Genomic DNA, 23,836 nt, shown 5'->3' on the forward strand with positions numbered 1-23,836 from the left:
GGTCGTGCTCTTTTAATTGGCGAACAAATTACTCCTTCAGGTAAGCGTTTCGATATTCAACTGAAAGGTTCTGGCCCTACTCCCTATTCACGCCGAGGAGATGGTCGTGCTGCACTCGGTCCGATGCTACGTGAATATATTATTAGCGAAGCAATGTATGCACTCGATATTCCAACTACCCGCAGTTTAGCAGTTGTCACAACCGGTGAACCAACATATCGTGAAACAAAGTTACCTGGAGCAATTTTAACTAGAGTAGCTAGTAGCCATATACGCGTCGGTACATTTCAATATGCTGCAGCTCGTGGTTCAATAGAGGACCTGAAATCACTAGCTGACTATACGATAAAAAGGCATTACCCAGAAATTGAATCCCATGAAAACCGATATACTGCATTACTACAAGCAGTCATTAAAAGACAAGCTAGTCTTATCGCAAAATGGCAACTTGTTGGATTTATTCACGGTGTAATGAACACTGACAATATAACGATCAGTGGCGAAACAATTGATTACGGTCCTTGTGCATTTATGGACAATTACGACCAAGGAACCGTATTTAGCTCTATTGACACACAAGGTCGTTATGCATATGGAAATCAACCATATATGGCCGCATGGGATCTCGCACGACTAGCAGAATCTTTAATACCGATTCTGCACGAAGATGATGAAGAAGCACTAAAAATCGCTCAAGACGAAATTTCGAAATTTAGCGTACAGTATGAAAACAATTGGTTCCTTGGAATGAAAAAGAAATTAGGACTATTTAGCAACGAAGAACAAGATCAATCACTTATTGAGCAACTTTTAAAAATGATGGAGAAATATAAAGCAGATTACACTAATACATTCCGTTCATTAACTCTTGATACGTTAGAAAATATCCCTCTATTCGATAGTCCTAAATTTAAAGAATGGTACAAACTGTGGCAATCTCGATTAGAAAAACAAGAAGAATCGAAAGAAAACGCCTACGAGATGATGAAAAATAATAACCCATCAATCATCCCGAGGAACCACCGTGTAGAAGAAGCACTAGAAGCAGCTGTTACAAATGACGACTATAGCGTAATGGAGAAACTTCTTGAAGCTTTATCAAATCCTTATGCGTATTCTACAGATCAAGAAGAATACTGCATTCCGCCTGCACCGACGAATCGCCCTTATCGTACTTTTTGTGGGACTTGATTAAAAATTTGTTTTTATTTTAACCCAAAATTTATTAAGTTAACTATTAATCACAAACTTAAAAGTTGCTTTCAATATTGAAAGCAACACATTTAGTATCCAACCTTAAACAAGTCACAAATTATAATTTGTGACTTGTTTAATTACCCACGTTCAATAGAAGGTTTGTTTTGCAGGCATCGTTGTATCTTCAGAGACAGCATATGGATTTTCATTAGGTTTTATAATTATAAACGTTCCACCATATCCACTGTGAGCTAATTTATTGCAAAGACCTTCTACCATAAAACCCCATAACTCCAGCTGCTATTCCCATTATAGATAATCCAAGTTTTTTCTTTATTTTAATGCTTCTTTTTCAAATATTCTCTTTTTTATTTCATAACTCATAAAAAAATACTTTTCTGCTTTTTCTATATTACCTACTTTATGAAACTCTAATGCCAGACTTTCAGTATATTCGTGAATATACTCCGATAAATTTTTTCTTTCGAAGTAAGAAAAACCTTCAAGAATAATTTTTTCTATTTTTTCTACCTCTAAATGCTGACAAAATCCCTTTAGAATTAAAAAGTGATATCTATATTCATCATTTTTTAATTCCTCACAAACCTTCAATCCACTTTCAATTAATTCCTTCGCTTTTTCTATTTCACCTAATTTATAATATTCTCTTGCCTCTAAAAAGATTGCCTTATAATGAGTAGGCATTTTTTTAGAAACCTCAGATAAGTGTCTAATTGCTAAAACTGAAAGATTTTGACTCGCATACAATAAACCTAAATTATGTCTGATTCTTAATACTAACATTTCTGCATCATTTTTTTGTAAAATGTTTATTGCTGACGCAATATATTCCTCACCTTTATCATGCTGCTTTAATTCCGAAAAAGATAATCCTAATATATTTTCGCACAGCGCTATGTTCACTTCATACCCTGCTTGTTTAACAAAGATATCTCTTGCCTTTGAAGCGTATTCAATAGCTGAATATGCGTAATGCAAGTGGTATTTTAATATAGCAACTCTATAATTAAACTCTGCATATTCAATTTCATCTGAAATATGCTCTAATAACCCTTCAGCTTTTTCAAAATAGTTGCTAGCTTCACTATAATTAGTAAGAATTGTATAATGAATGGCTTTGAATAAATAATAATAATAATTAGAATATTCATCATTTGGTTTAGGCAATGCATCTATTTTATCAAAAGCTTTTTTCAAATTACCTAAACCATCTATTAGCACTTTATATCGAAATTCTAACAGATAATAGTGAAATGAAACCTTTATATCTGATTCGATAATATAAAGCTTTTTATCGATCTCTTCTTTTAATTTTTTTGCTTCACTTATACGTTGAGCTCTAATATCTCGATACCAATCATTCAGCATCTTATTAATTAATTCATTGCCAGTGATTTGTATATTCATCAAATCCACTCTCCTTCTTTTAATTATCATAAAAATAACATAATTCGATTATTTATATCTATCTATATATATATTTCTCAACAATTGAACGAAATTCATTCACTGAATTTTGTTCAATATTTTAATAGACCCGCTGTAAATATGAATACTTTTTCTTATAACCTCTGAATATGAGTATCCTTAAAATCCGTCTCATATTTCAATCCATATCCAAACATTCGATCCATTCCAATATGTGCTGTCCATATTAAGCCAATCATTATAACGATATCCATCTTAAAATAGACACCTATTAGAACAATTAATATGGATATGATATATGTGTGACATACATTATATATTTTCGCACCAACGTGATTATTAATCCCATATGCTAACATTGATAGATCCGGCGCTAAAAGGAATACAAAAAATATAATCCAACTAAACTCATATATCGAATACATATAAATCGTGGCTAAAAATACAACCATTCCTTCAAAATGTACAATACGTTTTTGCATTATTTATCATTCCTATTTTTCTATATTTATTGATACATTTTCATCACTGAAAGTATTCTTTATATTTTTTGACCAGATGGTTGCTAATATTGGCCCTGCAATGTTATGCCATACTGCCGCTAATACACTTGGGAGTGCAGCAACCGGTCCAAAATGTGCTGTCGCCAGCGCAACACCTAAACCTGAATTTTGCATTCCTACTTCTATTGAAATAGCCCTTCTTGTCCCTTCGTCTAGTCCAAGTACGAACGCAGTTATATATCCGAGCAAAAAACCGAAAGCATTATGGAGCATCACCGCAATAAAGATAAGAAGTCCTGAAGAAGTAATGCTACTTACATTTGCTGAAACAACTGCAGAAACAATTATGATAATTGCTACAACTGATATTAAAGGAATAACAGTCATTCCTTTATTAACGATATGAGGGAAAAACTTTTTCACTACTAGTCCTAAAATAATAGGCACAATAATGACTTGTACGATAGAAAGAAACATGGACATAGCATTTACTGGCATCCATTGCCCTGCAAGTAATAGTAGAATAAGCGGTGTAGCAATTGGTGCTAGTAACGTTGATACTGAAGTCATTGCAATAGACAACGCTAAGTTCCCTTTTGCTAAATAAACCATAACATTTGATGCAGTGCCACCCGGTACTGAACCGAGCAACACTAACCCAGCTGCTAATTCCGCTGGCAGATTCATAACGTAGGCTAGTACGTATGCGACAAGTGGCATAATAATAAACTGAGCACATACACCGATAATAACTGGTAATGGTTTTGTAGCTATGATTTTGAAATCAACAGCCTTCAATGTTAATCCCATCCCAAACATGACAACCCCAAGTAAAATCGTTATGTAACTAGTTAACCCGAGAAATGGCGCGGGAATGAAATATGCAATAGCTGCAATACAAATAACCCAAAATGCAAAATACTTTCCAGCTATATTACTTATCGCTTCTAGTACTTTCATCCACTCAGCCCCTATCTTTTAATTGAAACACCTTTTTCGGATTCAAAATATTTTGCGGATCAAGAACTTTCTTTATTTTCTCCATTACAAATAATGCCGCCCCATGTTCTTCTTCTTGATACTTTCGTTTCCCGATTCCAACGCCATGTTCTCCTGTACACGTTCCTCCTCGTTTAAGAGCATACTGAACGATACTTTCATTTATTTCGTCTGCCTTCTTCACTTCCTCCTTATCATTTGTGTCAATCATTAAGAGTACATGGAAATTCCCATCCCCAACATGACCGAGAATACCGCCAATAAGCCCTACTTTATGTAATACCTCTTTCGCATGTTGAATCGCTCCAGCTAATTCCGAAATTGGTACACATACGTCTGTACTCATTAGCTTTTTACCAGGATAACTATGCACGTAAGAGTACGCTAAGTTATGTCTTGCATCCCACAGCTTATTTCTCGCTGCTGTTTCCGTCTCAAACGCAATTTCTATACATTTATGATCAAGAACGATTTCTTTCGTAAATTCAATATCTTGCTTTAACCCTGCTTCATTGCCGTGAAACTCTAAAAACAGTGTCGGTTCTTCTCTGTAACTTGTTTCATTGTAATAATTTACTTGTTTCATAGATAATTCATCAACGAGTTCAATTCTCGCGATTGGAATACCTGCTTGTAATATGTTAATTACAGCTTCTACTGCATCATTTATAGTTGGAAACGATGCCCTCGCAGCCATAACATGTTCTGGTATACCGTATACTTTTAAAGTTAACTCCGTGAAACATCCAAGTGTTCCTTCTGAGCCTACGAAAATACCATTTAAATGATAACCTGATGATGACTTCGCTGCTAAATTCCCGGTATGTATTACTCCTCCATCAGCAAGAACGACTTCTAAATCTCGAACTTGATCACGCATTACCCCATACTTTACCGCTGTCGTTCCGCTCGCATTTGTAGCAGCCATTCCTCCTAACGTTGCATCAGCTCCTGGGTCTACACTAAAAAATAATCCATACTTTTTCAATTCTTTATTAAGCTGAGAGCGCGTCACCCCTGGCTGTACTCTCACAAGAAAATCCTTTTCTCTTATTTCAAGTATTTTGTTCATAAGAGAAAAGTCCATTGTAATTCCTTTTTCGTAAGGAATTACATGTCCCTCTAAACTGGACCCTACTCCAAATGGAACGACAGCTGTTCCGTGCTGAATCGCTATTTTCATTATCGCGCTAACTTCTTCGGTCGTTTTTGGAAAAACAACTACATCAGGCAAACTACTACTATGGTAAGATTCATCTTTACTATGTAACTCTCGTACTGTCATATTTATTACTACTCGATCTTCAGGAAGTATGCCTTTTAATTCATTTACTACATGTTCAATTGTTATTTCCATAATCAACTCTCCTTTTTAATTTTAAAACAAGTATACCATCTTTATACAAAATAATTAGAAAAATAAGATTATTAAACCTGAACATACAAAAAAGAACCTGCAGCACACGCTACAAGTTCTTTTTCACTACATTTTAAACGATTTCTTTATTAACAACATAAACCAAATTAAAGTAACTGCCATCAACGAATGAGAAAATCCTACAATATAAGTTAACCCTTTAAAGTCAGCTCCATTTAACTGAAGAAGCCCTCTCGCTGCTAGCGAACCTAACATTAATGTTAATGCAATATTATGTAAAACAAACCACTTATTAAACCCTTGCACTTCATGAAACGCGAATACTTTTGCTAATCCTAAAGCAATTAAAAAGAAGAAAAAGCCAAGTACAAGTGTATGTGTATGCAAAAGATTTAACAAAGTAGATCCTAAAATCCCTTTATACTTACCATACTCCCTAGCGAAAATCCCTGATAATAAACCGATAATCAAATACGTAAACGATGCATTATATAATTTCTTCATTATGTACCTCCTTGAGTAGAATGTGTAGTGTGTCATATTTAGTAATAATGATATTTATATAGTAAAAACTCCTAGTCACCTAGGAGTCATTGTATAAGCATCTCACTCTTTACAATCAATCCTAATTATAAAATATCTCTCTATACAAAACAAACGAACTTTATGTGAACAAACACCCCCATTAAAATATGTTGCACTTTTGTTTTACACAATCCATACTAATTGTTATAACTTTTTAAAGGTGGTGTAATCATTGATAGTTCTTGAAACCGAACGTCTTAATCTTCGCTGGTTTGATATAAAAGACGCTCCTTTTATTCTTGAGTTAGTAAACGATCCTGCATGGATTCAGTTTATCGGTGACAAAGGAGTTAGAAACTTAGAAGATGCAAAAAATTATATTGTAAACGGTCCCATCGATATGTATAACAAACTCGGATTTGGCCTTTACTTAGTAGAACGAAAAGAAGATCTCACTCCACTTGGTATGTGTGGCCTTATTAAAAGAGATTCATTAGAAGACGTTGATATCGGATTTGCCTTTTTAGAGACATTCCGTTCAAAAGGATATGGCTACGAGTCAGCTTCTGCGATAATCGAATACGGTGTGCAAAAGCTCGGCATGAAACGAATTGTAGCAATTACTTCTGTAGATAACATCGCCTCAGGAAAGCTTTTAGAAAAAGTAGGATTACGATTTGAGAAAATCATTTCAGATTCAGGAGAAGATTTAAAATTATTTGGGTATAACGCATAGTAAAGAAGGTCGCCGTGAATGGTGACCTTCTTTACTATTTTACTGATCTCGTCATAATACTTTTAGTTCCATTTATAGTTTTGCAGTAATTCTTGTGATTACTACTATGCCTTTCATATCACATTTTTTGGAAATTCATAGAAATAAAACTTTCACATTTAAATAAATTATATTAATATATCAAATAAAGGAAGTGAGAATAAATGGAACAACCGCTATTTTTATTAGTTCTTCAATTCATTGCATTCATATTAATCATTTGTATCGTATATGGAATGTTGTACAATACCGTATTAAATTTAAATATGCCTAAATGGACTGCACATATAGTAGCTACGGTCTTTTCCCTTGGTATTACCTATCAAGCTTTTATAAATTTTATTTGAAAAACTTTTGTAGCAATTACTTCTATTGTTGATACAGTAAAGCTTTTAGAAAAAGCAGGATTGCAATTTGAGAGGGTTATTTCAAGATCAGAAAACGTAACCATTTTTTATAAAGTCTTTCCAGCGCAAAATAGTGAAGAAGTTAGTTCCGCTGAAAGTGTGTTTGCATAAAAAGAAATGAATTTAATTGATGCTACAAAAATTTTATTTTAATTCTGGTTCTATTGTTTGGAATCGTTCTAGGGTACCATTTGTGTGGACTTTAAAAATTTTCATTTGCGCACCAAAATGTTGCGTTAAGTAAAATGTATCACCAGTTATTAAATTTCCAATCTTCCAATCAGGTTGATATGTACTTTCCATGGAACTTTCTAAATCCCCAATCATTATTAAATTGATATATAATGAAGATGAACTACTCAACATTTTCGTTAAAGATAGTCTATCAACCTCTAACTACCTAATGAACTCAAGTAAACACATCTTCAGTCATTTTAAGAGGTACAAAAGGCACCCTTTCGGGTAATTTTTGTATAAAATTTCCATTTTTCATATCCGATACCAACCACGAACCTTTTTAAAATAATAGTATCATTATGTCTCCTTTTTAGAGATTATTTTTAATTACCTTTAATTTTTTGCACCAGAACCGGAAAATCCCTGACTACTCGAAATATCAACTATCAGGTGCTAATATTCAATAACGCGTACTGAAAATGATTAAACATTTTTATAAACCCGTGGAACATTTAAGAAATCAATTTTTCTCTTATCGAAATTTAATTAGCTTACAGTAATACAGTGGTCATATATTTTTAAGAATAACGGAAGAATATATAGAAATTGCTACAGAAATGTGAAGTTTAATTAATTTAGGAGGAACAAACTTGTTTAATCAGCTTGTAAAAGTTATACCGAATTTATTTACGATTGGAAATTTATTGTGCGGTGTTTTCTCAATCACCTTGAATATGAGTGAATATTTAGGAGCAGCCTCCATTCTCATTTTCTTTTCAGCTGTTTTAGATTTTCTTGATGGAAGAATTGCAAGAAAATTAAAAGTGAACAGTGAGTTTGGCGTAGAATTGGATTCCTTAGCTGATATTGTTAGTTTCGGCGTCGCTCCTGCGCTTTTATTTCATACGATAGCAACACCTTCTATTTTAACTTCTTTGGCATTTATCCTATTCCCAACAATGGGTGCTTTAAGATTAGCTAAATTTAGTATTAAACCAACTATTGGATATTTTAAGGGATTACCTATTCCAGCTGCAGGATTATCATTGGCTGGTATGGCATTGTTTTCATATAGTAATGCATGGATTACTTTAATCCTCGCCCTCTTAATGGTAAGTCCCATTAGGTTTAAAAAATTTTAATGAAGGTCACGCCCAACGCCATTAAGGAGCATTTTAAATGGATTTAACGCGTCAATAAGTATAAAAAAGCGGGACAATAATATTAAATTAGGTGCCCTTCGAAAAATTAAAACCTTGTATTTATGGCTATTGGGTTAATCCATCGATATGTTATTCTGAAACGTCAGTCCACTTTTAACAGGAGCTCCCTTTATCAAGAGAGCTCCTGTTCTTATTTCTTCTTCTTTTCTGTCGGTTGGCTTTGTTTAGCAAAATTAGATGAATCATCAAAATTCGGTTGCTTTTTACCAGCATTATTACTTCTACCTTTTCCCATATGTAATGCACCTCCCCTCCCCCTTACTATTCCCAATAAAAAAATTCTCTTGCATCCAAGAGAATTTTAAATTGGGTTCTTATTGATAATACCTAAGTACTTCCAACACTGCCATTCCATAAAAGATGGATCCAATGTTAAATTATTTAATGCTAAAACAAATATTACATTTTCATATTTAACTGGATAATCAATTAATAATCCTAATGTATTTCCTGAATCTGCGACAATTATGATTCCCTTTTCTAACACGTCATCTATAACTTCTTTTAATTATTCTTACCTAGCATATAATATTTTCCTACACATTGAGATTGCATGTTGTATAAGGAAGCCCTTCTTCTTTCCATGCAAGAAATCCTCCCTTTAAATTCACTACTTCCTTTATACCTGCTCTTTGTAAAATACTAGCTGCTATAGCGGAACGTAATCCGGTTCGACATTGCAAAACTATTGGAAAATCTTTCGGTATATAATCTAGTTGTTCAAATAGATTACCTAAAGTGATATGTATTGCATCATGAAGGTGTCCTTCCTCCCACTCTTTTTTACTACGCACATCGATAACCTTAACGCTTCCACCTTTTATATGCGGATATAATTCAATCGATGTTTTTTCTTTGTAACTTTCAAATCTATCAAGTCTTTGTATTACTTTTAAGGGTGCAAAAGCAATAATATTATCTAACCCAATAGATTCAAATTCTCTAATAACTGCCTCTACTTTAACTTTTTCCTCATCTAGAATTATTAAAGTTTCTTTTTTATAATCTAATAACCATCCACACCAAGTTGTGAAAGAATTGTTATAAGGTATGTTAATTGACTTCTCGATATGACCTGCAGCAAAACTCTCTACATCCCTTATATCAACTATTTGATAACCGCTCTTCAAAATTTCTTGAAGTTCTTCTACTGTATTAATAGCAGTACTTTTTCTCTTCTTACGAATTGGCGGACCATACTTATTTAAATTCTTCATTAATGAAAAATACTTTGGAGGCTCTGGCTGTCCCGTCAATAAAGTCGATATAAAATCACTTTCTTCATTACACTGAAATGCCCAATTGAACATCTTTTCATAACCTAATGTAGAAGTTGGAATTGCTCCTAATGCTTTTCCACATGCGCTTCCCGCACCATGTGATGGCCATATTTGCAAATAATCAGGAAGTATTTTTATTTTTTGTATAGAATCAAATAATTGTTTTGCTCCTATTTTTGCAGTATCTTTCATACCGACTGCAGTTTCTAATAAATCCGGCCTTCCTATATCTCCTACAAATATAAAATCACCTGTGAATATCCCTATCGGCTTATCATTCGTATAGTTATTTTGACTTGTATCAGTTACTAAAAAAGAAATACTTTCAGGCGTATGCCCTGGGGTGTGAATTACATCAAATTTTATATGACCTACTTTAAACTCTTTACCCTCTCTAACCAATTTGTATCGACCTTCGTTAAGATATTGATATTTCCAATCACAATCTCCTTCATCAGATACATATAAATTTGCATGATAAAGAGTAGAAAGTTCTCTAGACCCAGAAAGAAAATCAGCATGAATATGAGTCTCAGCCGCAGCAATTACTTCCATCCCCTCTTTCTTAGCAAATTCTATATATTGTTCTATATAGCGACTAGGATCAATAACGATTGCTACGCCTTCTTTCTGACAACCGACTAAATAGGAAGCATGTGCTAATTTTTCATCATAAAAATATTTTAAAAGCATATCTATTCCCTCCAATTAGTTATTTCAAATTGATTTTCAATTTTTGTAACCATTTTTTATCTTCTCCTATAGAATCCCTTTCAACATTAAATTCCAATACATATATGGCAACATATATCTTTTAAGTAAAAACATACTATACCTTTCTTTCGCTTGATTAAATGGAAACGTTTCTTGTGGCTCATGTTCATAGTTAAATTCAGCGAGTATAAGACTTTTATATCCTGTAACAATCGGACATGATGTATATCCATCATATTTAGCCTGTAAATCTCTTCCGCTAAGTACGTCCATAATATTTTGTTTTAAGACGGGTATTTGTTTTCGAATTGCTGCTCCAGTTTTAGAGGTAGGTAAATTGGTACAATCTCCAAGTCCAAAAATATTTTTATATTGCACATGCTGCAAAGTATAAGGGCTTATATCTACCCATCCCTGATGATCACTTATCTCACTCTCTTTAATAAAATTAGGTGGCCCCATTGGTGGAACAACATGTATCATACTATATGGTACGGTTTCTCTTTTTAGTGTTTGCGTATCTTCAAAAATTGCCTCTCTCTTTTCGGCGATAATTTCCACTAAATTTTTATTATAATTCGTTATAATTTGCTTTCTTTCTAGTACTTGTTCTAAAGTATTTGCATATCGTGGAACCTGAAATATGTTATTGTTTGCAGAATAAAACATTACTTCACTTCTGTTTCTTACACCACTATTACAAAAATACTCCTCTGCTAAGTACATAATTTTTTGTGGAGCACCACCGCATTTAATAGGAGTATTAGGGTGGGTAAAAAGCGCATTTCCTCCTTTGAATTTTTCGATTTCTCTCCAAGTAGAATCAACATATGTATAAGAATAATTGCTACATACCCCATTAGTGCCAATAGACTCTTTTAAGCCTTTAATACTGTCCCAATTTATTTGTATACCAGCTGCTACAATAAGAATTTCATATTCAAGTAACAGTCCGTCATCTAAAAGTATCTTATTTTCAGATGGAAATAACTTAACAACACTTTTAGGGATCCACGTTGCCCCTTTTGGAATAAGCGATTCCTGATTACGCATCGTACTTTCCTTTGAAACAATTCCTCCCCCCACTAAACTCCATAGTGGCTGAAAGTAATGTTTTTTTGATGGATCAATAATTGCTATACTTTCTTTAAATAGGGGTACATTTCGTAATAAATGTGCAGTAGAAGATAGTCCTGCTGTCCCAGCACCAATTACAATAATTTTATAACTATCTCTGGTCTTCATTATCCTCTTCCTATCTAAAATTGATTTTTAAATTAACTAATTAGTAGCCATTTTTTCATCGTAGTAACATTATTATAAGTTAAAAACACCATAGTTTTATCTGATTTAAATGAAAATTTTGTTAATTTTACCATCAACATTACTATATGCGTAAATCCCTTATGTTACTTCCATATTTTAGTTTTAATATTAAAACTTTATATTTTTATATAAAATAAAAATAATATATTAAAATACTTTTCATGAATCCGGATAAGTAATGTTAAAAAACAACATCTAACATCTTAGATGTTACAATAAACAAATTCACATACTTCACAAATATGAAAAGTATTAAATATCACTTAAGTTTCGTTACCTTTTCTTCTGTATATATTGATAAAAAATTGTGAAATTTTATCGCATTATGCAAAACATTTAATATCAAATATATTACTTTCACTATGAACTAAATGGTTTATAGGAAATTTATAGATAAATAAAGTGCTAAATTGACTCTTATGCAGTAATTATCGTTTAATTTATCGAAAAATTGAAAAAATATGTGTAGATAGATATCATTTAAAATACATATATAATTAATTTTAATTTTCCGACACGTTTTTTCACATAGTTCTTAAACTAGTTTTTTGCGTGCATTATGAAAAAAATTGTACCGTGTCAATCTTAAAAAATTATATATCATAACTTTAAGAGAGGAAGGAAAACTATGAAGATGAAACGAAAAATCATTATGACAACAGCACTTGCAGCTACGTTAGCTACAGGTGCACTACCTACTACCTCGGTGTTTGCTGCAGAAAAGGAGGCTCCTATTCAACCAAAAGAGGCACAATTAAGTATTCAACCTTTTGCACAAAACAATTTGGAAACAGCCGTTCAAGCTGCCTTAAATGGTCCAGAAGTCAAAAAAATCAAAGTATTTGAACATGAATTTAATGTAAAAGAAATAGAAGTAGTAAATCTAGGTGCAGGAAAAAAATATGTTAAGGGGCAAATCTCTCACCATTTAAGTTTTCGTCCAGATGATCAATTTTATTATGAGTTTACAGTACAAGATGGAAAGGTACTAGATAAACCTGTATTTAATATTGATAGAGGTGGTTGGACACCATTTGCTGCTCCACTTTTATCAATTCTTGCTGCGTATAATGGAATTCCAGTTAATCCAAATGATTTAAATGCACTTGGTCAGCAGATTGGTAAAGTTATAGATGGAAGCTGGGAACATGCAGCTCAATCAATTGCAACTGTAGTTAGTCTAAGTTTTAATGAGTAGAATTTTTCAATTTTTATTAGCAGTGTAGAGATCCGCTTTTTGTAATCAGCCTTGTTATAAGAGATTCTAAAACAGCTATTAATAAATTTTTACCACTCAATCACATTATCTTGATTTGTTTACCACCTTATCATTCATTATATGTCACAAAATAGAAGTCTTTTTTAGGACTTCTGTTTTGTTTGTATTCAATACGATAAACAGTTGTTTTTTGGAGGCTATACTTCGAGTTTTCAAGAATCCGTTTGACTATTAGGGACAATTTATAATAAAAAATTATTAAAGTCTTAAATAACTTACTCCCCCCTATTGTTAATTATTTTTAAATACAAAAATTTATTATCTTAAGAATGAAAAACAATAAATATAGTAAAAAATCATCTAACAATTGTTTAAAGGTCAGGAGAGAAAAAATGAACAAAATAAAAACGAGAAATTTCTTTAAAATTAGCATCCTTACTTGTATTACACTAGCAAGTTTAAGTAGACCATCTACTATTTTAGCTGATAGTCATCCAGGTTACTCCTATGAATCCAATATAGGGTATCAAAATCCATCGTGGATGTCGAAAATAGAAGATTCAACAAAAATAAGTGAAATATCTATTCCAGGGACTCACGGTACGATGGCTTTACATGGAGCGAGTTTTCTTGATGAAAATTTGACAAGAAATCAAACTATGAGTTTATCCCAACAATTAAATTCCGGAATTCGATATGTAGATATGCGTGTTAAACGTGTAAAAGATTCTTTTGCAATGTATCATGGCGTTGTAAATCAAAAAGCTGTGTTTGAAGATGTGTTAAAAGAGACCATTCAATTTTTAAAAGATCATCCAACAGAAACAATATTAATGCGCTTAAAAGAAGAAACTACTCCTGAAAGTGGATCTCTATCATTTGAGGAGATATTTTTAAAATATAAAAACGTTAATGCTTCATATTTTTGGGATCCTAATTCCGTACCAACTTCAGATAGAAATAACCCTACTTTAGGAGATACCCGCGGGAAAATTGTAATCTTACAAAACTTTACATCCGCTCAATTGTACGGGATTGATTACGAAGGTTTGAATATACAAGATAAATTTGAAATTGGAAGCGGACCAGACGAAATATATACAAAATGGATTGCGATAAAAAACCATCTACAAAATACAAATACTAATTTTAATAATGAAAAAATTTATCTCAACCATTTTAGTGGTACGGGAGGCGCAGCCGCATTTTTAAATAATGTATATCCTTGGTTTGTTGCAAGCGGAAAAGAGAGCAGAAATACTGACAGTAGTCCTAAATTGATTCAAACGAATTCCACTAATGCGTGGAGTGATTTTCCTCGCGATAGAAACGGACAAGTATACTATGGGGGGATGAATACACTTGGGACCGAACTCTTACAACAAGGCGCAATTAAACATTCTGGTATCATCGCAGCTGATTTTCCCGGTCCAGGTTTAATTGATAGTATCATTAAATTAAATGGTATACATTCAAATGAAAAAGAAATATTAATTTCACAAATATCATCTGAATCTAGTCCTTTATCAGGGCAACAAAATCGATCCAGCCAAAACTTTAAAATTGATAGTTTACCTGTAGGTACCAAAGAATTAAAATGGGTTATTGAGCCTTCAGAAAAAGATTATCCTTCTACTATTTCTTTCAATGTAATGATTGATGTTTCCCTAGGAATAGATTCTACTCGTTGGAAAAATATTTCACATGAATCTAGGACTGAAGCTTACACAAATACTAAATATTATATTGCAAGTCCAATTGGTGCCACTAGCAAATTCACAGTGAAAATATATGCTATTACAAATTAGAAAATAAAGAATCCAAATGGAATTCCTTTTTGATGGAATACCATTCGGATTCTTTTTTGATTTTAATTCGTTAACATTAGGATGATGATTAAATTTATTAATATACCATTTAAACCATTAGATAATTCATGCTTGGAACGACCCTTACTTTTTAAAGAGCAATCCAAAATTGTTAACTACCTTTTTCAGCTTATCATTTATTCAAAACTGGCTTCCAAAGCGATAAAGCAAAAATCCAATTTGAGTCGCCATTCCCTTGATGATTTTGAACCGCTTCGTACACTTTCCCCTCATGTACTACTCTATCACCTTTAGTATATGCTTTTCTTGCATCCCATTTTTCATATGCGGGATCCTCTAACTTTGTTGTTACATTCAAAACATCACTTCTACTAGATTCATTTCCAGCTAAATCAACCGCCGTCACTACATATTTATACGATGTATTAGCCTTCAAATCTTTATCCATAAAAGATGTATTAGCCGCCGTCCCAATTTTATTCATAACCCCAGCGCTTTCTCTATATACAATATAATGGTCAACACCTACATTATCTTCTGACGGACTCCACATTAAATTAACAGTTGTCGCTGTTGTACCCATACTATGTAATCCTTTTGGCTGAGTTGGAGCCTCTATATCTGGGATTGTATGTGTTGTCTTAACCTTCAGTTTTTCACTTTCTTTTGATATGTTTCCAGCAGAGTCTAATGCCTTTATTGTATAAGTATATTCCGTATCTGCTTTTAATTTTTTATCAATAAAAGTTGTACCTGATACCGTATCAATTACTTCTCCATTACGTAACACTTGATATTCTTTTACACCTATATTATCAGTGGAGGCCTTCCATGTTATTTCAACACTATTGGCAGAAACTTTAGAGGCATTTAATTCAGTTGGTTGACTTGGAGCTACTGTATCAGGAGTTTCATTATTTACTAAATTTACATCAACTACATTATAAAAAGCGTTTGACGTATCTGCTACATCCCATACAGCTAAAATAACATGATAACCATTACGATCAGTTGGTACATTAATTGTATGTGTTAAATTATTTGATGCGGCCGAACCGTCATGTTTCACAGTTCCGATTGGTTCTAATTCAGCACGTGTTAATGGTTTGTTAGGATCCCATCCTTTTTTGGTAATGTAATAATGCCATTTACTTGTAGAATGTGGCGCTGTATATTTCCATGTAAATGTATTTACTCCACCTTTAATTGTGTTTTTGAACCAACGATTTGATGTTTGTTGGTCAAGAATACCTCCAAACAATCCTCCTGCCGAAGCAATTTCCCCATCAATCGGTCCACTATCTGGAAATCCTTTAGGTGCTTCTAGACTTTGAGGTTCATACATTACATTTCCACAATTTAAATTTAATGCCCCATAATTCTGACTACATAAAGCAGCACGACTACTCGGCTTTTCAACAAACCCATGTGCATACGCACTTTGAGGAGTCATTGTGATTGCCGTCATGCCTGCAGCCAAAACACAAGCACCAATCCCCTTTTTACTTGTTCTTAATCTTTCCAATTTAGATGTTAATTTCAATTTCATTTTTGTCCCCCCAATATATTGCTTTCGCTAATATAATAGCAATATAGGGATAAACGAACAAATCGTCAATTAATATATTAATATCTCTCATAAATTGGTACATTTATTATTATTTTTAATCTCCTATAAAAATAAAGTAAATACAATTAAGGAATTTTGTAACATTATGTATTAAAAGAAGAATAAAAACCCCATTTAATTTCACAAAAAATTCAAATATTAAAACAAAAAAATCCTCATGTAGGAAAAATAAATTTTTTATATTACAAAAAGAAAAAAAGTCTGGAAGAAACCGATTATATCCGTTTCTTCCAGACTTCCGCTACTTTTATACCACTCACAAATCCTTTAACCTTAAACATATACACTTGAGGTTAAAACACATATAATACCCCTACTAATTCAAACTAACGCTTAATTACTTATAAAATAACTTAAGGTATCTAGCTTAACTGTATTTTCTTTATTAATAGCTATTTTCTATTCTGTATTTCCTTACTTTAAACAGATTATCAAGAAATTGTTAACGTTTAAGAAAAGAGAAAGTATTTAAAAATCTAGTTTTAACTATCAAATTTTAATAATTTATTGTGTTATTTTTATCTAATAAGGCACAGAAACAAAAGATGAACTTCAGTGTGCTTTAGAAAAGGTTCTTAGGGTGAAACGTTTAAAGGGTATTTTAGTACTGGGTTTTTATTAAATGTTCCTGTACCTAATATTTAAATTAACGGATGTCAAAATATTTTACAATACGAGTATTAAACGTTACATATTTTTATATAAAATGATACATTTCATCAACACGCCTCTTCTAATCTTTATGATAAATATAGAAAATTCGGCTCTTTAGGATTTTATTTTAGAATTCTCATAAAAGTATATAATAGATTAGACACATAATTGTCACAAATTAATAGTTTATCTACTTTATGATTACCTATGAAAATTTTATTACCACTTCAATATTTATCGATAAACTAAAGCACTCTATACTTACAATTTCTTAAAACCCTTTTAAATAATCTTTCAAAAGAGTCGCTAGTTTTATATTTTTTATTTTTTTATTGTACATTTGTACATTTGATGTTAGGATTATGCCTATTAAAATTGAATCCTAACGATTCTTCTTTATAATTTCCATGTTTTAATTGTTAAATAAAAATATAGATTCTGATATATATTTAAAATCAGAACGAAAATGTCGTTATTTTACAATGATTTCGTGGAATACCTTTAGAATGGAAAGATATATGCAACAACGTGTTAAGGGCTTACAGGGGGAACAAAAATGAGAGACTTTTTTGATGATAAGTATAAAAATATTGAATTAAAAAGGAGGTTAATAAATTTAATAAGTGAAATTAGCGAATTCAAAGGAAAATTAGCTGCTTATCAGGAACAAAACCCAGACATATTTAATAGCTTAGAAAAAACTATACCACTACATTACATAAAAAATTTCACAACTATTTATGAGGATATAAAAGTTCCTAATAAAAGATTAAAAGAACTTATTTTAGATGATATCGTACCTCAAAATATTTCGGAAGATGCTATTTTTTGCTATTATCAAACACTTTCTTTTGTACATAAAAACTCCTGTACTTTATTAATCAATCCAGCAACTATACAGGAATTACATTTTCAACTAATACATTACATTACCTCTGACAGTGCCAAATGGCGTGAAAAACCTTTTATCATTCCAGGAATTCCAGAACATGGAATGCACTTGAATAGTTACCGCATTCTTCCGCATGAACTTATTCCACAGTTTATGGAGCAATTATGTGATCAATACAACTCATTAAATACTAGTAAGGGGCTACATTCACTTTTATTAATAGCTCGTTTTATATTAAATTTTTATTGCATAGTCCCTTTCAATCAAGGTAATAACAGGCTGGCATTTATGTTAATGCAATTGCTGTTAATTAAGAGTGGACATACATTTGTAAAATATGTATGTTTGGATAAATATATTAAGAAACATGAATCTGATTATTACAATTCGCTTTATAAATCTTCGGTGAATTGGTACTGCGAGGAACATAATAATAGCTTTTGGTTAAAAACGTTTTTAACCATTATATTAGAGGCTTACAAAGATCTTCATAACACAGTTCTAGATTCTATATGTAAACATACTAAAGTTGAGAGAATTCAGGATTTTATACTTAAACAAAAACAACCCTTTACTAAGGAAAGTATTCGTAACACTTATCCAGACATTGCAGAGAGTACAATCAGTAAGGCTTTAAATTCCTTGCAACTGTTTGGCCATATTAAGCTAGTTACAAAAGGAAGAAACGCAAAGTGGATTAAAATTTGACCATACTTTCAAGATATCTGAGCTTCAAAAATTCAATAATAACTTTATCATTGAATTTCATTTTAATTTTAAGCTATTATTACTTTTTTAGTTATTTCTAATTCCAACAAAACAGTTTATAGGAAAAGGTCCGCTTCCCTCCGCCTTTTCCTATAATAAAATTAAATATAGACATAGAATAATTGTCGAAAAAAGTCGTATTTTAATATTTTTTCTTTATTTTCTGGTTGTAAACGTTTCACTTTCATGTTACCATCTTAATCAAACAATAGATGGTAACATGAAAGTATTTCTTTCCCTTAGAAACATATAAACGTACGGTAATATCAAGAAAATAAGGCCAAAGAAATATTTGATACCTACCAAAATAATTAATAGGAATTTTGCGCATTTTTTCTGTTAATTCAGAAAAAACATTTTGTCCCTAAACAAAATTTGTTAGCGCGCAAACTTTAATTACACTAGAACACCCAAATAAATGTACTGTCTTTTTAATTGAGCATTAAGATATGAAAAAAGAGTTCTTCCTACAAAATTCAGCTGATGAACTTAAAGATATCTAAATTACTACCTTAAACGCCATCTATTGTTGACAATATATTTATCAACTATGAAAAAGAGCCTATCAAGGGTTCTTTTTTTTTATGATCATTCAAATTTCAATTCTATCTTGATACTTAGATTCCCCCACAAATCACCTCTACTTTTTTTGCTCTCAATTATTAATTTCCGTTCCCAATTTAATTGAATTTGTGAATAAAATTCCATCTTATAAAAATAATAAATACAACTAATCGTTATATATTAAAGAGGTGTCAATTTTGTCTTTAAATGAAGAGATTTTAGAAACTAAAACAGATAAAAACATTGAAAAGATCCAAACAAATAACTTAAAACAACTTAAAAATACACTAGATAATATCTTTGATATTAGTGCAGATTTAATTGAACATCCTTTGCAATTAAAAACAAACACAAATATTTTACTATATTATTTTGAAGGACTTACAGATAGTGTCGCATTAAAAAGCAATGTTGTTACACCATTATTACAAAAAGTGAATGAAGACAGTCAAATATTTAATTCTAATATTATTGCTACTCATACCAAAATAGTATATACATGGAATGAAATTAAAGAAGGATTACTTGAGGGGCAATGTGTACTATTTATGGAAGGAGAAAATCGGTCACTTCTAATAAATACAAAAGGCTGGGCAGAGAGAGCAATTCAAGAGCCAATTTCAGAAGTTACTATTAAAGGATCACATGATGGTTTCATTGAAAATGCCACAAAAAATATAGGCTTAATTCGTCGATATCTTCCTTCTGCAGAGTTAAAAATCAAAAAGTTGACGATTGGAGAACGGGCCACTTCTTTCGTATACTTAATTTACTTAGGTGATGTAGCAAACGCAGATGTAGTCCAAGAAGTAGAAACCAGAATCTGTAAAATTAAAACAGATGCAATATTGAGCATTGGTGAACTATCTAATTTTACAAAGGATCAAAATTGGTCTCCTTTTCCACAGGCTTATTTAAGCGAACGCCCAGATGCTATTTCAAATCATATACTTGATGGAAAAGTAGCGGTGTTAATGGATAGATCCCCTGGCGCAATGATTGTTCCAATGAATTTAATTGGATTCTTTCAAACTCCAGATGATTATAATATTCATTGGCTCGTTGCATCATTTTTTCGCTTATTACGATTTGCAGGATTTATTATAGCTATTTTTTTACCAGCATTTTATATAGCTATAGTCTCTTTTCACTTTGAAATCATTCCTATAGATTTATACACTTCTATTGCAACGTCAAGAGTCAAAGTCCCTTTCTCTCCCTTATTGGAAGCTTTTATAATGGAAATCACACTAGAAATGCTACGTGAAGCGGGTATTCGCTTACCACAACCAATTGGACAAACCATTGGAATAGTTGGAGGAATTGTAATTGGACAAGCGGCTGTTCAAGCTGGTCTTGTTAGTAACGTTATGGTTATCATCGTATCTATTACAGCCATTGCTTCATTTATTGTTTCTAATTATGATTTATCAAGTTCTATACGCCTTATTCGTTTTCCAATGATGTTATTGGCTTACTTTTATGGCATTGTAGGTATTGTTAGTGGATTAATGCTCTTATTTGCTCATTTTGTTTCACTAACTTCATATGGTTCACCATATGGATTGCCAATCGCGCCATTTCGTCTCCAAGAGTTAAAAGATTCTTTTGTAAGATTTCCTATTTCTATGCTTACCAGCCGTTCGAGTACAGGGCAGCCGAAACAAAGAAAGAAAAAAGAAGGTGGTTAACATGGGGAATCTTAAATTTAAAAATATAACTTTATTCGAATTTATTATTTTCATCCATTCGCTGCAACTTGCATCTGGTATGTTAATTATGCCAAGCCCACTTGCAACTACTGCTGGCACAGATGGCTGGATTTCAATCATTCTTGGATGGATGGTTACTTCTATAATCGGTGTATTTATTATATTAATGTTACAAAAAAATCCTAACAAAAATTTCTCACAAATCTTAAAAACATACTTTGGTAAATGGATAGGGACAATTCTTTTTCTTACATATGCCTTTTATCTATTTTTTGCTGGATTTAATACTTTATTAAAGGCAACTGATATTGTAAAAGTGTGGATATTCCCTTCCACTCCTGCTTATCAAATCACCATATTATTACTATTACCTTTTATTATTTTAGCCTTGAGTGGGTTAAGGGCTCTTACTAGTTATTCTATGCTTGTTTTCTTCTTCACTACTTGGATGCCACTATTTCTTCTTTTTTCACTAAAGAGTAACTACAATCCTTTACACCTACTACCTATTTTTAAAGAGGGATTATACCCTATTTTAAAGGCAACAAAAGAAACTATTACTCCTTATGCTGGCTTAGAAATTGCATATTATATATATCCGTTCTTACAAAAAAAACAAAAGGCCATAAAAGGACTACTAATAGCGAATACTGGAACCATGTTTTTCTATCTATATGTTACTATTCTTTCTTATATATACTTTAGTCCAGAGGGGATAAAAGACGTAATTTGGCCCGTATTTCATTTGTTACAAGGGGTTCGTTTTTCTTTCATGGAACGATTAGAAATTATTTATATCGCTTACTATTTAATTGTATTCTCCACTACTTTATATCCGTATTTATTTTTCAGTTTTGAATCTATGACCATATCACTTCAAAAAAACGCCCGAAATTGGGCGCTGCTTGCTTTTATGTTATTTATAGTTGGGCTATTTATTTTCCTAAATCCCGATGTGGATCAATATTTGTTTATATATTCTCTTATGGATATCTTAAATGTCATTTTCTTTATTCTATTACCAATCTTATTTTTCGCTTACAGTATTCTTTTTACTTGGATTACTAGGAGGAAACAACTTTGATTCGAAAATGGATATGGATTGTAATTTGTTGTGTGTATATAATTGGTTGTAGTCAGAGAATTCCTCTTGAGAAGGTTTCATTAATCCTTTTAATTGGCTTGGATAGAACCTCTAATGGAAACATAAAAGTTGGAACAAGCATACCACTCTTTCATCATAAGCAGCAAAAAAGTACTATAGAGCATTGGACACAAGCATCAACTGTATATAATGGATTCAGTAAGATAGATACGAAGTTAACGGGATATCTGACAGCTTCCAAAGCTGAAATCATTTTAATTGGGAAAAAATTAGCGCAAGAAGCAAATTGGTTGCAGGAGCTTGATTCTTCTTACCGTGATCCTTACGCTACCATTAATGCTAAAGTAGTACTTGTAGATGGGCCTGCAGAAGAAATTTTTAAAATTTATAAGCCTAGTAAACCATCACTATCATCTTATATAAATGGTGTAATCGAATCCTCAATTCAAAATAACCAATCCGTCTCTTCTACAATTCAGCAATTAATGAGAGAACAAAATGAAGATGGAATGACGCAAACTGTTCCAATTATCAAAAAAACAAAGAATGAAATCGACACAGTAGGAATTGCATTTTTAAATCGAAAAGGGAAATATTTGACTTATATCCCTAAAAAAGATGTTAAATTTTTCAATCTTATAAATAAGCCAAAAAGTAACGGGCGAATGATACTACACCTTGCACTTCCTCCTAAAAATTCCAACAAAAAAACAAATACTTCTATCTTCGTACAGAACGCGACAAGGAAGGTAGATGTTACTTTTCAAAACGGAAAGTTTGTATTTAATCTCGATATATATGCTAATGTAGCTTTAATAGAAAAAACCAATCCTAATTTAATTAAGGGGTACTATGATAATAAAAAAAATATAAATAATTTAAAAAGTGCTATTCAAAAAGAAATTAATAATAATTTACAAAATATGTTGTATGAAATACAGCAGAATAAAATTGATCCAATCGGATTATCCCTATATGCTAAAGCATTTCAATATAAAGAGTGGAAAAAAGTAAAAGGAGATTGGTCGCAAGCGTTAGCAGAGGCTAAAATAAATGTAAAGACACACGTCAAAATAAAAGATACTGGGACCATTAGAAATTAGTCTAATATTTAATAGCATTTCTTAATAGAATTTTCCCTCTTCAATAATTATTATGTAAAAGATACTAATTCAAAGAAAGATCTAATGGTTAAATGCTAACTACTAGATCTTTCTTTTTATCTAAGTATTTTTTTAGGATTACAATTTTCCTATAGTAAACAAGCACAGGTTTCTAAATTAAGTTACTGGAGAATATATAACTCTGGTGCAATATCCCTACCAGCTTTCATTCCAATAATAACTCCATGATATAACGTCAAAGATGAAATCCCTCAACTTAGGTATTTGACTTTTTAAATTTATACAAATGTCTTAGCTCTATGTACTGTGATATATAGGTCCACATCAATATGTTATTGCATCATATACTGAACAGATAATTTAAATTACTTTTATAAAGGATGATG

20 protein-coding genes are annotated in these 23,836 nt (G+C 31.9%); 10 read left to right on the plus strand and 10 right to left on the minus strand.

What is annotated here, in order from left to right; genetic code table 11:
* Nucleotides 1-1,191 (plus strand): protein adenylyltransferase SelO (locus ACS2CR_RS15205; RefSeq protein ID WP_438906066.1); only part of this gene is annotated, 1,191 nt, incomplete at its 5' end.
* Between the two features lie 153 nt (nt 1,192-1,344).
* On the opposite strand, the gene ACS2CR_RS15210 is transcribed toward ACS2CR_RS15205, so the two are convergent.
* From ACS2CR_RS15210 to ACS2CR_RS15235, 6 genes are all read right to left on the minus strand, one after another.
* Nucleotides 1,345-1,476: a hypothetical protein gene (locus ACS2CR_RS15210; protein ID WP_000229164.1), complete on the minus strand. Its 132-nt coding sequence runs from the start codon at nt 1,474-1,476 to the stop codon at nt 1,345-1,347.
* 54 nt (nt 1,477-1,530) lie between these two features.
* A complete protein-coding gene (locus tag ACS2CR_RS15215) occupies nt 1,531-2,625 on the minus strand; it encodes a hypothetical protein (protein ID WP_001025499.1) in 1,095 nt (364 codons plus the stop codon).
* Between the two features lie 155 nt (nt 2,626-2,780).
* Nucleotides 2,781-3,128, minus strand: coding sequence for a DUF4260 domain-containing protein (locus ACS2CR_RS15220; RefSeq protein WP_001172065.1), 348 nt, complete (start codon nt 3,126-3,128; stop codon nt 2,781-2,783).
* A 12-nt stretch (nt 3,129-3,140) separates the two neighbouring features.
* The gene (locus tag ACS2CR_RS15225; protein ID WP_053512665.1) at nt 3,141-4,109 is read right to left on the minus strand and encodes a bile acid:sodium symporter family protein; all 969 of its coding nucleotides are present in this window, start codon (nt 4,107-4,109) and stop codon (nt 3,141-3,143) included.
* A gap of 4 nt (nt 4,110-4,113) precedes the next feature.
* Nucleotides 4,114-5,505 carry an FAD-binding oxidoreductase gene (locus ACS2CR_RS15230; RefSeq protein WP_000406571.1) on the minus strand — a complete coding sequence of 464 codons (1,392 nt, stop codon included), beginning with the start codon at nt 5,503-5,505 and terminating at the stop codon, nt 4,114-4,116.
* A 126-nt stretch (nt 5,506-5,631) separates the two neighbouring features.
* Nucleotides 5,632-6,030 carry a DUF2871 family protein gene (locus tag ACS2CR_RS15235; RefSeq protein ID WP_000737896.1) on the minus strand — a complete coding sequence of 133 codons (399 nt, stop codon included), beginning with the start codon at nt 6,028-6,030 and terminating at the stop codon, nt 5,632-5,634.
* Between the two features lie 253 nt (nt 6,031-6,283).
* Here ACS2CR_RS15235 and ACS2CR_RS15240 point away from each other — a divergent pair, with 253 nt between their 5' ends.
* On the plus strand, nt 6,284-6,787 hold the full coding sequence (locus ACS2CR_RS15240; RefSeq protein WP_053512666.1) for a GNAT family N-acetyltransferase: 504 nt from the start codon (nt 6,284-6,286) through the stop codon (nt 6,785-6,787).
* A gap of 203 nt (nt 6,788-6,990) precedes the next feature.
* Nucleotides 6,991-7,173, plus strand: coding sequence for a hypothetical protein (locus tag ACS2CR_RS15245; RefSeq protein WP_000437513.1), 183 nt, complete (start codon nt 6,991-6,993; stop codon nt 7,171-7,173).
* 204 nt (nt 7,174-7,377) lie between these two features.
* Here the strand turns inward: ACS2CR_RS15245 and ACS2CR_RS15250 are convergent, their stop codons facing one another.
* Entirely contained in the window at nt 7,378-7,560 is a 183-nt protein-coding gene (locus ACS2CR_RS15250) for a DUF5065 family protein (protein ID WP_002000399.1), read from the minus strand.
* A 500-nt stretch (nt 7,561-8,060) separates the two neighbouring features.
* Between ACS2CR_RS15250 and pssA the strand changes: the two genes are divergently transcribed.
* Complete coding sequence (pssA, locus tag ACS2CR_RS15255) at nt 8,061-8,552, plus strand: CDP-diacylglycerol--serine O-phosphatidyltransferase (protein ID WP_000483080.1); 492 nt, start codon at nt 8,061-8,063, stop codon at nt 8,550-8,552.
* Between the two features lie 617 nt (nt 8,553-9,169).
* Here the strand turns inward: pssA and ACS2CR_RS15260 are convergent.
* Nucleotides 9,170-10,606, minus strand: a complete 1,437-nt coding sequence (locus ACS2CR_RS15260) for an MBL fold metallo-hydrolase (RefSeq protein ID WP_153602451.1) — start codon at nt 10,604-10,606, stop codon at nt 9,170-9,172.
* A 66-nt stretch (nt 10,607-10,672) separates the two neighbouring features.
* Complete coding sequence (locus ACS2CR_RS15265) at nt 10,673-11,872, minus strand: FAD/NAD(P)-binding oxidoreductase (protein ID WP_000857307.1); 1,200 nt, start codon at nt 11,870-11,872, stop codon at nt 10,673-10,675.
* A gap of 709 nt (nt 11,873-12,581) precedes the next feature.
* Here ACS2CR_RS15265 and ACS2CR_RS15270 point away from each other — a divergent pair.
* Nucleotides 12,582-13,151 (plus strand): hypothetical protein, encoded by a 570-nt coding sequence (locus ACS2CR_RS15270; RefSeq protein ID WP_000782792.1) that lies wholly within the window; start codon nt 12,582-12,584, stop codon nt 13,149-13,151.
* Between the two features lie 413 nt (nt 13,152-13,564).
* Nucleotides 13,565-14,980 carry a phosphatidylinositol-specific phospholipase C gene (locus tag ACS2CR_RS15275; RefSeq protein WP_016111431.1) on the plus strand — a complete coding sequence of 472 codons (1,416 nt, stop codon included), beginning with the start codon at nt 13,565-13,567 and terminating at the stop codon, nt 14,978-14,980.
* A 193-nt stretch (nt 14,981-15,173) separates the two neighbouring features.
* Here the strand turns inward: ACS2CR_RS15275 and ACS2CR_RS15280 are convergent, their stop codons facing one another.
* Nucleotides 15,174-16,550 carry a lytic polysaccharide monooxygenase gene (locus ACS2CR_RS15280; protein ID WP_000769026.1) on the minus strand — a complete coding sequence of 459 codons (1,377 nt, stop codon included), beginning with the start codon at nt 16,548-16,550 and terminating at the stop codon, nt 15,174-15,176.
* A 1,291-nt stretch (nt 16,551-17,841) separates the two neighbouring features.
* Between ACS2CR_RS15280 and ACS2CR_RS15285 the strand changes: the two genes are divergently transcribed.
* From ACS2CR_RS15285 to ACS2CR_RS15300, 4 genes are all read left to right on the plus strand, one after another.
* A complete protein-coding gene (locus ACS2CR_RS15285) occupies nt 17,842-18,885 on the plus strand; it encodes a Fic family protein (RefSeq protein ID WP_001204210.1) in 1,044 nt (347 codons plus the stop codon).
* Nucleotides 18,886-19,706: 821 nt separating this feature from the next.
* Nucleotides 19,707-21,200 (plus strand): spore germination protein, encoded by a 1,494-nt coding sequence (locus ACS2CR_RS15290; protein WP_016111429.1) that lies wholly within the window; start codon nt 19,707-19,709, stop codon nt 21,198-21,200.
* Nucleotide 21,201: 1 nt separating this feature from the next.
* Complete coding sequence (locus tag ACS2CR_RS15295) at nt 21,202-22,305, plus strand: GerAB/ArcD/ProY family transporter (RefSeq protein ID WP_016111428.1); 1,104 nt, start codon at nt 21,202-21,204, stop codon at nt 22,303-22,305.
* Nucleotides 22,302-23,429 (plus strand): Ger(x)C family spore germination protein, encoded by a 1,128-nt coding sequence (locus tag ACS2CR_RS15300; RefSeq protein ID WP_000619985.1) that lies wholly within the window; start codon nt 22,302-22,304, stop codon nt 23,427-23,429. The genes ACS2CR_RS15295 and ACS2CR_RS15300 overlap by 4 nt, the downstream gene beginning before the upstream one ends.
* Nucleotides 23,430-23,836 lie beyond the last annotated feature (407 nt).

Origin of the sequence: Bacillus cereus group sp. BceL291, from assembly GCF_051776705.1 — a bacterium.
Lineage (GTDB): Bacteria > Bacillota > Bacilli > Bacillales > Bacillaceae_G > Bacillus_A > Bacillus_A cereus.